The following is an 11552-nucleotide window of genomic DNA, read 5'->3' on the forward strand; positions in this document are numbered from 1 at the left end:
CTGTACTCAGCGAAACGGCGGCTCGTCAAAGCTGCGCAGCTTGCGCGAGTGCAAGGTGTAACGCTCACTGCGCATCAGCTCCAGCGCGCGGATGCCGATATGCAAATGCTGGGTAACCGCACTTTCGTAGAACGCGCTTGCGGCACCCGGTAGCTTGATTTCACTGTGCAATGGTTTGTCGGAGACGCACAGCAAAGTGCCGTAAGGTACGCGAAACCGATAGCCTTGCGCGGCAATAGTGCCACTTTCCATATCCACCGCGATGGCGCGGGCCAGGTTTATCTGCGGGCGTTCCTGTGCCCAGCGCAGTTCCCAGTTCCGGTCGTCGTAGGTTAATACCGTGCCGGTTCGCAGCCGGCGCCGGAGCGTGTCACCCTCATCGCCAGTGATCTCCGCAGCAGCCTGCTGCAATACTTGCTGTACCTCGGCCAATGCGGGTAATGGAATGTTCGGTGGCAGCACCCGGTCAAGAATGCCGTCCCGGCGCATATAAGCATGGGCCAGCACGTAATCACCAATTACCTGTGATTGCCGCAGCCCGCCGCAGTGACCGATCATCAGCCAGCAGTGCGGGCGGGTTACGGCCAGATGATCGGTAATGTTCTTGGCGTTGGAAGGCCCTACGCCAATGTTGACCAGGGTAATACCCTGGCCAGGCTCGGATGCTTTCAGGTGGTAGGCTGGCATCTGGAATTTGTGCCAGACCACAGAATCGACAAGCGCCTGCATTTCTTCATCGGCCATGCCCCGCTCAATCACCACATTGCCGGGCAATACCATACTCTGAAAGCGCGATTCGCCTTGCAGCATGTCCAGCCCATGGCGAATAAACTGGTCGACATAGTGATGGTAGTTGGTCAGCAGTATCCAGCGTTGCACGTGCTGCCAGTCACTGCCGGTGTAGTGCACCAGGCGCCGTAATGAAAAATCCGTGCGGGCAGCATCGAACAGAGCCAGCGGCATCTGTTCCAGTTCCTGCCAGTCGTAAAGGCCGTCGGCAACGCCATCGTCGGTGGCGGAAAGATCTGTACTGGGGAATACCCGCGCCAACTCGCTGGCGGTGACGCCCGAACCGCCCAGCTCGTCACCCCGATCAACAACATAGGGGTAGGGAATGTTGACCTGGCTCCGTCCTACCTCCACCACGACCGTGAAATCCCGCATTATGTGCCCAAGCTGTCTCTCCAGGTAACGCCTGAAGGCCCCTGGCTGAGTCACTGTCATACTGTAGACGCCGGGCACCTGCAGCCGGGCATAGGCACGTACGCTACTGGGTACTTCGCCCTGGGACTGGTACGTCAGGCGCAGCTCCGGGTACCGGAAGGTGCATTGGGAGTCCTGCGGTAGCTGGCGGTCAACAAGGTACTGCTTCAGCGCCGCACGCAATTCGCTGGTAGCTTGCTCATACAGGGCAGCAAGACGATCAACCGCAGCCTCGGCGGTGGTCACTACAACAAAATCATCATCACAAGATGGTGTCACGACGGGCCTCAGAGTTGTTTGATGGTTTTTAAGGAGGGTTACCTCTTGACGTAACTTTAGTAAAACCTCGAAAGGTTACGTTCTTTGTGTGTTCTCATGCAGGCTTACATATTCCACGCAATTTCGTTGCGCAGCTTTTCAACAGAGTCTTTATCACGGCCCGCAACTGCAAGATAAAGAAACGAGCCCCCGTTATCCATTTCGACGCATTTTACAGCGGCCCTGTTAGCCCCTGAGTTGCCATAAACGTAGGTTCCGTTTCGAACAACCGATGAAAAACTGAGTGAATCAAGAGCCGCTACGCCTCTTTGAGCGCAGACTGCTGCTGAGACGTTCAGCACTTCATGGTGCGACCATAAGTTGGGCGGTGAACCGGGGGAGCCTGCCGGGAATGAACTTGATGCAGTAGCTGGCCGCTCCTCGCTCTTGAAGTTAGGCCATGTAAGTTCCGACATCCAAAAATGAGCACCGATGTTGACAGCGATGACGAAAACGATAACCCCGTAAAACCAAAAGAACCGATCCCGGTAGCGTTGAAGAAACCAAAAGAACAGAAGGCCGGTCGCCGCATCAACGAGAAAGTTGATAAGAAGTGCCAAGAGGGCATAGTCGGCCCAACCAAAGAAGAGGCCACCAAGCAGGCCAAGCACCAGGAAGCTTCCGGCATAAATAAACGCGGTAGTTACAGGCCGACCATGGTCGAGCAGGTGCTTGATGCAGAGTAAAAGAATCGCAAATTTGAGAAACAAGCCCAAAACACTATCTCCAAAAGTCCCTTTCAGACGCAGGTCGAGCGTGCGCAGTTAGTTGCTTTCGCGTCGAGGGCCTGGCTTGAAAAGTTTAAACCATGCGATTAAACCCGCTGTCGTACCGAAGCCCAGAAAAGCGAAAAATTCTGCGGCGCTGTAGTCGCCAACTTCATGCATTAGCCCAAATACAACCAAGAGAAACGTTGCGATGGTGCCAATAACTCTTAATTTCATACACTGACCCCTAAAATTTGCGTGCCCATATTCTTATTAATTGTGATCATGCGGTGGCGGACCCTCGCCTCCGGGAGGGGGGCCGACGGGACCTCCTCTACCGGGTGGTCCACCGGGGCCGCCTTTGACGGTTGCGCCCATGTAGCAGGTTAAAACCCCGTTCAGCTCGGGAGACCTGGCATGATAATGGTAGCCATATTCATCGGTGGTATGGCCGTTACAGGCATCCAGGTCGCCAACTTTGCCGATGTCTTCACTATCAAGAACGCCGTGAATTAAATACCCGTCCATGGCAACTGCGAAGGGGGCCGTTTCGCCATCGGGTGCCTCACCAACCTCGCCACAACCGGTCGCAGCGTGCATGTGGTAACCCTCGAACGGATTAACGTGGCCACCACAGTCATCAAATGCGGCGATGGTGTGCGCGCCCAAAATTGCATCCACGGGCGCAGCCGCATCAATGCGGACGCCATTGAAAGATACGCCGAGCGGCGCTCTGGCGGGAATCGCTTCATCCTGTCGCACCGGGGAGACAGGGATCTGTACGGTCGTTGTGACAGGTTCGCCGTCTTCGAGCCATTCCATGCGCCCTTCAACGCAGTAGTTCTCGTATTCTTCCGCCACATCAGGGCGCGCGGCTGCTTCGAAAGCTTCCCTGGTGTCGGTGACGTGCACATGGCCATGGCCATCGTGAAGCATCCACTGGTCATCGTTGTAGATGGATGGCAGGTCGAGGATAAATTCACCTGTGACATCGTAAAGGTTTTCACCGTCCAGCCAGATACCGACCTCCTCTTCCGTGGCCGTTGTGGTTCTAGGGCAAAAAGGCCCTACTTCATGGTCGGCAGGCGTACCCGCAACGGTGATCTCGTAGCAGGATGTTTCCGTTCCATCGGAGAGGGTGCAATCGACTATGGATACGTCTTTCGCCAGTGCGCCTGGCATAAAGAGGCTTGGCCAGCCGGCGGTTGCGTCAGGTACAGCACTGGGTTTTGCTGAACTGCCCATGCAACCTGTGAGGACTAAAACCAGGCCTAGAAGGGTAGTGGCATAAACGCGAGGCATAAAAGTGACTGGTCGCGATTTCATCGGGTTTCTCCTAAAAAACTGTCCCTGAGCCAGTCAAGCGACAAAAATTTCATTCGCAATGTCCCGGGCAAGGCGTGCATCCACAGGCTCACCATTGAGTAGGGCATACCAGAATGCCCCGTGAATGAAGTTGGATAGCATTTTGACATCACGGGTGCGGGAAAGCTCGCCTTGATCTTGCGCCCGTTGTAACAAATCGATCACCAGGACTTCCCTCGGCTTTACGAAGCGCTCCCTCAAAGCTTCACGAAATGCCGGGTCGTCCTGTGCAGCAGCGATTAATGAGCGAATAGGGCTGCCACTCTCTTTTAGGTGTGTGAATACCTGGATCAGGAAGGCCTCAAGCTGCAATTTACAGCTTTTGTTCGGGTTATGGAGGGGGGCGTCAGCATAGTGCCCTGTTTCTTCGAATACGGCTTCAAGGACCAGGTCCGCCTTGGTGCTCCAGCGATTGTATAACGTTTGGCGCGCCACGCCGGCGGCACTGGCAATGGCAGCAATACTGACCTTGTTATATCCACGCTCACGCACCAATTTGAGTGTCGCCGCCTTGATAGAGGCCGCCGCGTCTGCGTCTCGTGGCCGTCCCCCTGAGTGTTTTTCTTCGCTCATTCTCGTCGCCTGAATGGGATTGCTCAAGTGCTAGTGTATTAAGTTTATAGACTGCGGTCTACTATCTAGATAGACTGCAGTCTAAAAACCTACTCCGAACTTCAGAGTGGGGCTGATTTCCCGCTTTTCTGGTAATTAAATATGCTGAAACCAACACTTACCTCCAGGCACGCTGCCGGCATAACCGCAGTGCTTGGCTTGCTCTCGCTTTTTCCACCGCTCGCCACTGATACGTACCTTTCTGCTCTTGGTGATATTGCTGAGGCGATGAACGCGACCTCCTCTGCTACAGAGTTGTCACTGTCTGTGTTTTTTCTCGGCTTGTGTGTGGGGCAGTTGATTATAGGGCCATTGATCGATAGCCATGGGCGGAAAGGGCCTCTACTGGGCGCAACGGCGTTATTTGTTGTGACTTCTGTTGCTCTGCCGCTGGTCAAGCACATTGAGGTGTTTAATGTGTTGCGATTTTTACAGGCGCTCGGTGCCTGTGGTGGGATGGTGGTTGGTAGAGCTGTAGTCAATGATTTATACGAAGGGCGTGAAGCGGCCAAGGTGATGACGGTTCTGGTGATGCTGCTAACCATTGGCCCCATAGTTTCGCCAATTCTGGGTAGCCTGTTGCTTGAGGCCTATGGGTGGCGCTCGAATTTTGTTGTCATGATTCTTGTCGGCTTGTTAGCGCTGGTACTGTCTTTGTTTATCGTGCCCGAAACACTGGCACCTCAAAACCGTATTGCAGCACCCTTTCGGACGGGTAGCCGGACTGCAGTTAAATTGTTGAGACAGCGGGATTTCATAGTGCCAACCTTGATTGCGGGCCTTGTGCAAGGGGGGATGTTTGCTTTTATTACAGGGTCTTCGGGTGTATTCCAGGGCGTGTTCAATTTGGGTCCCCTGGCATACGCGGGTGTGTTTGCCGGAATCGCGACGGCTTTGCTTGTGTTTGGGAAAGTGAATACCCGGTTGCTGGACCATTTTTCTGCGCGGCAGATATTAAAAACAGGTTTGCCATGCTATGTGGCATTTGCGCTTATTCTGACTCTGCTTTCAGGTACCCGTGAGTTGTGGGTATTCATTCCACCACTTTGGCTGGCCATCGGCATGGTGGGCTTGCTCTCCGCCAACGCCATGGCCCTGTCGATGGGGGCTGCACGACACAGCGCAGGTATAGGTTCTGCTGTATTGGGTGCAATCCAGTTTGGTATTGCTTTCACGGTCTCCTCCAGTGTTGCACTGGGTGGAAGTGATTCGCCCCTGCCAATGGCTCTGGGGCTATTGCTCCCTGCCAGTGCTGCATTGCTGCTTTCGTTGAGGGCAAAGGCAGTGTAAGAGGAGGGCAGACTCCCATTTGGAGCCGTGAAGCAGCGGCCGCCAGGCCGGGGAGTGCAAAGTCGATTTGAGCCGTTTGATATGCGGATGTCTCCCGTGTGAGAAATGTTCAAATACGATGCCATTGGCTACTTGATGAACCTTGCCCCCTGGAGCAAATCGTCGGAGAAGTTACCTCCGTGGAGTACAGAAATATCACCGGTAGTCTCAAGAATTACAGCGTGGACGGATGAGAAATTACATACATTTGCTTCCCGTAGCTTTGCTATAAGGTCATCTCTTGATACGCGCGTCTTGGCTAGGGCATCGTCAAAAATCACTCCGTCCCGCATGAGAATAACTGGCTCGTTCTGCATTATGCTCTTGAGCTTGTCAGACGATTTGCGGGCAAACGCCGCAGAGAACTGAACTACGAAAAGAGCGGCCATAGCAACTGATGACTGAAGAAACGCATTCCAATTCGTTGATTGACTAGAACTCGCAACAAGGGAACCCATGGCCACGGTCATCACAAAGTCAAAACTCGTCATCTTTGAAAACGATCTTAGGCCGTTGACACGTACCAATGTAACGACCCAAACGATGGCCAACGTCGCAAGAACGCCACCTCGGAGAATCGAATCGAACGTGGGCTGAGAGACAAACATTGATACTCCTGTGTTTTGTTAGTGCGGTTGATGTTGTCGCGGGCTTTACCCCGTTACTGCGCACGCTCCTGAAGCGTCGTATAGCGCTGAACACAGCGGCGGCCACCAAGCGCGTACTGGTGAGGATTGTTATATTTTTGGGCTGACCTTGTTGATGGTACCTTGGGCAACTGCAATCGTACGTTCACCACCATCGTCGCCAACAGCAACCACTGTGCACTGGCAAACAGCCTGGTTTTTCCCCGAAGACAGAACGCTGGCTTTGGCTATTAATTTTTTACCTAAAGCTGGTCGAAGATAGTTGATCTTGTACTCGGAAGTCACCGAGTCTCCCAAAACCGAACCACCCGCATAAGTTAATGCATTGTCGGCAAGGTAACTGACAACGCCTCCATGAACGAAACCGTGTTGCTGCTTCAGCTCGTCACGCACAAGCAGTGTAAGAACCGCCGTGCCCGGCTCAAATATTTCAAGCTCGGTACCGAGCATGACGCTGAACGGCTGACTGGCCAATATAGCCTTACCAAACCCGAATAACTCACTCATGATGGGCAAATCCTTTAGATATAACCCCCGGCTCACACGCAGGTTTGGCGCCGCTGGGTGGTGGAAAACCGGTCGCCATGGAGCCGGTTGTTATTTGAATCACATTAAGGCGCGTTGCGTTCGGATGGATCCGTCTTAAAATCCCTTACCAGGTTATGCGGATCAACCTGCGCTCGATATTCCTTCGCAGCCTGAGCCCACCAAATCAATTGGGTGAACGTTCGACCAAAATAATCGAACCAAGAGCCTTGATCCTCATGGGGCTGCACCGAGCCATCCGCCGTAAAGATTTCCTGTGCCTTGGGCACATGTATCATTGCAGAAACTGGCAGGCAGCCGAGCTCTGAGAGAAACGTACGCATTGCGACCGCTGCACGCATCCCGCCCCATTGCCCTGCTGAATAGGTAACAATCGCACTTGGCTTGTAGGAGAACAAGGAGCTACCAAAGTGGTTCAACAGGTTAGCAAGCGCCGGGCTCATCGAATGATTATATTCAGGGCTGACCATAACAAATCCATCGGCACTTTCTATCTTCTCTGCCAATTGGGTGAGCTCCGCAGGCGCTTTGCTTCGTGGGTAAGCGAAGTGCGGTTTGAAGACGGGTTCTGCTGGATAATCCAAAGCATCAACCAGCTCTATCTCATATTCGGGATATTGACTGTTCAGGCATTCGAGAACCGCTTCTGTAACCCGAACACCCAGGCGTGCCGGCTTCGGAGGGGTGCTATCGCGTACGGTGCCCAAGAAAACCAAAAATTTCATTCGAAACTCCTTTTGGTAGCAGTGCCCCATAGCGCTGATATAAGCGGCGGCCCGACAGGGCCGTCCGGTGGAGGCAGCAGGCCGGCACGAACCTAATTGACTGGTTGACTGGCGCTGCCATCATAATAAGACCTTAGCACCCGATGACGATGCGTGAAGATTAAGCGGTAAACAGGTGCCAGAACATATTCCAGTATCGGCAACCTGCACTGGAACTCGACGGTATCTGTGATCTGGGGCAACGCCTCATTTATCCTGATGTCTCGACGATGGTGCCACACCTTATTGGTTATGGAGCTCGACGATTCCATAAAACCCCGTTGGCGATCAATAGAGCTAAAAAAGAATGTGTGCCGATCGATGGGAAGGATGCCGAAAAGGAGTATCCAGCTTGAGAAGGGCACCTTGCCCGTAGGCCATTCAAAGATTGGCTTACATGACCATCCTGAGGGTGCCGTCATGTAGATGAGAGGACTCAATTCCCAATTCACACCCTTCATGGTGAGAAGTCCATCGACATCTTCGGGACTGATTTTCAGATTGCTCGATACTTCAAATTTCACTGATGTCTTCCATGACAGTTAACGCTTTGGTTTAGCGGCGGTCCGATATGGACGTCCGGTGTAGGCCCATCGGGCCGGAGCGAATTTAATGCAATGGCTAGGCTTTTATACCCCACTGCTCTCGTCGTAACCGGTAAAGTACATGCGGCCGCAAGGGGTTGTTCTCAGGCACGCCAGGATGCTCAAACTGGCCACTGCACTCCATGCCTATGCGCTCCATGACCCGACGCGATCGCTGATTGCCAACTGTGGTAAAGGAGACAATCTCGGGAAGCTCTAAATGTTGAAACGCAACATGCAGCGCACCACGAGCAGCCTCTGATGCATAGCCTTTTCCCCAGTGAGCTGCCGATAGCCGCCAACCTATCTCGACACAGGGAGAAAAAGGCAGCGTTGCAGTGGGTACGTGTAGTCCACAAAAACCAATAAACGGCTCGGCACCCTTGACCTCGACTGCCCAGAATCCCCAACCGCGCTGTTCTATGAGTGAGCCAATTTTCTCCGCCATCTCAATACTTGCCTGGCCGCTCAGCGGTTCGGGAAAGTACTCCATGACCTTTGGATCGCCGTTCAGCGTGGCGAACGGCTTGAAATCGTTTTCTTGCCATTGCCGCAAACACAGCCGTTCGGTCTCAAATTCTATTAACTCTGCCATAGCAGGGTGTGCCTTGTTAGCATCTAGCGCTCTCCGGCCCATTTCCCGTCAACATTGATAATCTTGCACGGATATTCAGCTTCGTGTCTTTTATTGTTTCTTTGACAATCTATCAAAGAGTTCTCTATCGCGTGCTTTATTGAGGTTCTATTGGACTTCCAGGACCAGGCACCTACATCAGATTGAGCAAACGCTTTATGTTGGGTTGCATAGACATAGTCCTCCCGGTAAGACTTCAAGGCCTGGTTCGTCATGATCGAGGCCTCTCCAACGGCCTTATGCTCAAATGCAGGCTCGACGATTTCGCCTGAACTTGTTGCTGCTGGAATGGGTTGTTCATATGTTGCACATCCAACCAGCAAAGCAATAAATACGATGAGGATTCCCGATCTCAAATCTGACTCCTTGATTGATGCTTGTGCCAACGGCATTCGCGGCTGCGTTTGTTTGGAATTGCGGGCGGGGGCGCCATCAGTAATCTTTTGATCGATAGTTATTTATCAACTTCATTTTTCGAGTCAAAATCTTTGTCGAGGACGCTCATTTCCTTTAATTTCTTTTCTAACGCATCGATTCTGAAATAACAAAAACCAGCAAGCAAAAAACCAAGTATTCCGAAAGCTTCCATTTTAGTTCTCCTTTTGTGATATCCGGTGCCTGTAACTTTCCAGTGACGGGCGCAGACACGTAGGCAAAAAAATAGCGAGGCGGCCCTGCTTGTATGCGCTCTGGCGAATGAGGTGGGGGAAGTGCAGAACGAACTTAATGCACAGGTTATATTTTCCTAACAAATTTGAAATTTGCTATACCAATGAGAAACGACACAAGCGTCCAAAGCGAGGCCAACGCCGCAACCCCCAAAGCCTCCGCAAGAACAATAACGCTTCCACTTACAATGCTCACACCAGCAAAGCATAGCAAAGTCGAAGCGATTTCTCGGTGGGTAGCGTTGCCTCCGCGGCGGACTACAAAAATATAGTGTGCGACGAAAACCGAGAGAGCTGAGATTCCTGCACAAATACTGGCAACGAAAGTCAAAAGCTGGAAGACATCGATACACCCAAACTTTGGGTCACATGATTGAGCCAGATAGAGGTGACCAGCGTTCCAGAGAGTAACGGGGGTAAACACAGCAAAAAAAACCAATGCTGCGATTTTAAGACCTACTCTCAAGCTCTCTCCAAATATAACGCCGCCAGCATGCGCGGCTACGAAATGGAGGCGAAGCCGCAATGTAGTAGACGTCGCCGTGCCTGGCATTGTTATGCACTTAAAAATGCTAGAAGGGCAACACAGGCGACAGATAAACCTATTCCCGTGCGCCACAGCCAATGCTTCTTCTCAAGCTTTACCAAAAAATTGGATTTTCTCTCTGGCGAGTTTTGGATTAAAAAACTCAAGTACCAGACAACCATGTTGTAGAGAAAGACTACTAATAGTAGGAAAACCGAGGTGACGCCGAATAAGCCCTGTTGCCACCAAGTTAATTCGCTGAAGGGCAGTAGACACCACTGCCCAACCAATAAACCAAAGGTCAGACAACCTATTGCGTAGGTGTTTGTGAGTATCTGCCTAGCAATTAAAGATGGAGTGAAAAAAGAAGAAAGCGATACCGCCACTCCGAAAGTGAAAAAACCAAAGGAGCCGATGGCATTCCACAGATTTGGCCCAATACCTTCTGTAATTGCTGCTTGGTAAAACTCGACATCTGGGTAATATTTATCCGCCCAAACGACGAATAAAAACGCTGGCAACGCCCACGCCAGAAAAATTGTTACAGCTTCCCTTAGATTTTCTCCAGGAACGAAATCAGCCCTCTCAAAAATACCAAACTGATTAACCAAGAAATTTTTCATAATCCTATTCTGCATAACAGCTAATTATGCGTCCACATCGGCCAGTGCCCGCTTTTGCTTAGCGCGCGAATAGATGACGCTGGCCGTCAAAGATCCAGCGACACCAAGCACAAACCCAAGAAAGTAATCCAGCAGAGTCTTATACCAAGACTTCTTCTCAAGCGCTGATTTAACAGCCGAGAATTGCTCTTCGGTTAATTGCTGAAGTTGTTTTGCTTTTTCGTATTCCTGTTCTATCGCCCTAGTCGCCTTTTCTGTCTGCGCCATCTCTTCCTTTATATCTACAAGCTCGTTTTCGAGATTCTTTAGGTTGTCGATTGCGCTCTCAACAGTTTCGATGCGCTGCTGCAAGGGCTGAGGAGTTGGTTCAACGAATAGCGAAACACCAGAGGCGATAACGCCCAAGATTGATGCAATAGCCCCCAAAGTGCCATACCACAATTCCCGACGTTGACGACGCGCTCGCTTTTCAGCGTTGGTAACTGGACCCTTTTGTAGGCTCGGGTCTGCACTCAGCATATGCAGAACTGCGTCCCGATCAATGATTTGCACAGGAAGGTCGGACTCGCCGTTAGCGAGCGACGACGCTACGGCATCTGTAACCTTGGCTGATGTAACGATTATTAGTCGGCTAGGGGTGCACCTGCTAGATTTGAGTCTGCCGACGATATTCCGAATTTCACTTACCGTCAGCGGCGTTTTCCTGTGCTTCACTAGCACAGCGACCGTTTCGCCTTCTTGTTCACCTGTAAAGTTAACGCCTTGATCTTGAGGGCTACCAACGTCTGTAACGCTCCCCAAGCCATTTGCCTTGAGCAATCGGCCCACGAGTTGCTCGAATTCAGCGGGCGTCAACCTATAGAGGGTGTCTTGATTCATTTAGTGGCTGTACTCCTCACTAATACCACTGAATTGATTCTGCTGGTGCATAACGCTGGCGTAATGGGCCTGATCTTGTACCACTTTGATGGACACTTTATGCACTGAGCTTTTCATAATCCTCCGGGGATTGGTAGCCCAGACTCG

The 11552-nt window shown here is 51.9% G+C and carries 13 protein-coding genes; 1 reads left to right on the forward strand and 12 read right to left on the reverse strand.

Features of this window, described 5'->3' with window-relative positions; translation table 11 throughout:
- Positions 1-6: 6 nt before the first annotated feature.
- From amn to Q4606_RS16785, 4 genes are all read right to left on the reverse strand, one after another.
- Positions 7-1482: an AMP nucleosidase gene (amn, locus tag Q4606_RS16770; protein ID WP_303608184.1), complete on the reverse strand. Its 1476-nt coding sequence runs from the start codon at positions 1480-1482 to the stop codon at positions 7-9.
- A gap of 104 nt (positions 1483-1586) precedes the next feature.
- Positions 1587-2237: a hypothetical protein gene (locus tag Q4606_RS16775; RefSeq protein WP_303594129.1), complete on the reverse strand. Its 651-nt coding sequence runs from the start codon at positions 2235-2237 to the stop codon at positions 1587-1589.
- A 264-nt stretch (positions 2238-2501) separates the two neighbouring features.
- Complete coding sequence (locus Q4606_RS16780; protein WP_303594125.1) at positions 2502-3554, reverse strand: hypothetical protein; 1053 nt, start codon at positions 3552-3554, stop codon at positions 2502-2504.
- A 33-nt stretch (positions 3555-3587) separates the two neighbouring features.
- Positions 3588-4166, reverse strand: coding sequence for a TetR-like C-terminal domain-containing protein (locus Q4606_RS16785; protein WP_303594123.1), 579 nt, complete (start codon positions 4164-4166; stop codon positions 3588-3590).
- Between the two features lie 141 nt (positions 4167-4307).
- Here Q4606_RS16785 and Q4606_RS16790 point away from each other — a divergent pair, with 141 nt between their 5' ends.
- Positions 4308-5495, forward strand: a complete 1188-nt coding sequence (locus Q4606_RS16790) for a multidrug effflux MFS transporter (RefSeq protein WP_303608185.1) — start codon at positions 4308-4310, stop codon at positions 5493-5495.
- A 128-nt stretch (positions 5496-5623) separates the two neighbouring features.
- On the opposite strand, the gene Q4606_RS16795 is transcribed toward Q4606_RS16790, so the two are convergent.
- The 8 genes from Q4606_RS16795 to Q4606_RS16830 all read right to left on the reverse strand — a co-directional run bounded on the left by Q4606_RS16795 (position 5624) and on the right by Q4606_RS16830 (position 11405).
- Positions 5624-6142: a DUF421 domain-containing protein gene (locus Q4606_RS16795; RefSeq protein WP_303594119.1), complete on the reverse strand. Its 519-nt coding sequence runs from the start codon at positions 6140-6142 to the stop codon at positions 5624-5626.
- 129 nt (positions 6143-6271) lie between these two features.
- Positions 6272-6688 (reverse strand): PaaI family thioesterase, encoded by a 417-nt coding sequence (locus Q4606_RS16800; protein WP_303608186.1) that lies wholly within the window; start codon positions 6686-6688, stop codon positions 6272-6274.
- Positions 6689-6792: 104 nt separating this feature from the next.
- Positions 6793-7452 carry an NADPH-dependent FMN reductase gene (locus Q4606_RS16805; RefSeq protein WP_303608187.1) on the reverse strand — a complete coding sequence of 220 codons (660 nt, stop codon included), beginning with the start codon at positions 7450-7452 and terminating at the stop codon, positions 6793-6795.
- Between the two features lie 660 nt (positions 7453-8112).
- A complete protein-coding gene (locus Q4606_RS16810) occupies positions 8113-8670 on the reverse strand; it encodes a GNAT family N-acetyltransferase (protein WP_303608188.1) in 558 nt (185 codons plus the stop codon).
- Positions 8671-8693: 23 nt separating this feature from the next.
- Complete coding sequence (locus tag Q4606_RS16815; RefSeq protein WP_303608189.1) at positions 8694-9101, reverse strand: hypothetical protein; 408 nt, start codon at positions 9099-9101, stop codon at positions 8694-8696.
- A gap of 62 nt (positions 9102-9163) precedes the next feature.
- Entirely contained in the window at positions 9164-9298 is a 135-nt protein-coding gene (locus tag Q4606_RS16820; protein WP_303594111.1) for a hypothetical protein, read from the reverse strand.
- A gap of 634 nt (positions 9299-9932) precedes the next feature.
- Positions 9933-10526 carry a hypothetical protein gene (locus tag Q4606_RS16825; RefSeq protein ID WP_303608190.1) on the reverse strand — a complete coding sequence of 198 codons (594 nt, stop codon included), beginning with the start codon at positions 10524-10526 and terminating at the stop codon, positions 9933-9935.
- A gap of 24 nt (positions 10527-10550) precedes the next feature.
- Positions 10551-11405 (reverse strand): restriction endonuclease, encoded by an 855-nt coding sequence (locus tag Q4606_RS16830; RefSeq protein WP_303608191.1) that lies wholly within the window; start codon positions 11403-11405, stop codon positions 10551-10553.
- Positions 11406-11552: the final 147 nt, after the last annotated feature.

The organism is Marinobacter sp. 1_MG-2023, from assembly GCF_030549045.1.
Taxonomy (GTDB): domain Bacteria; phylum Pseudomonadota; class Gammaproteobacteria; order Pseudomonadales; family Oleiphilaceae; genus Marinobacter.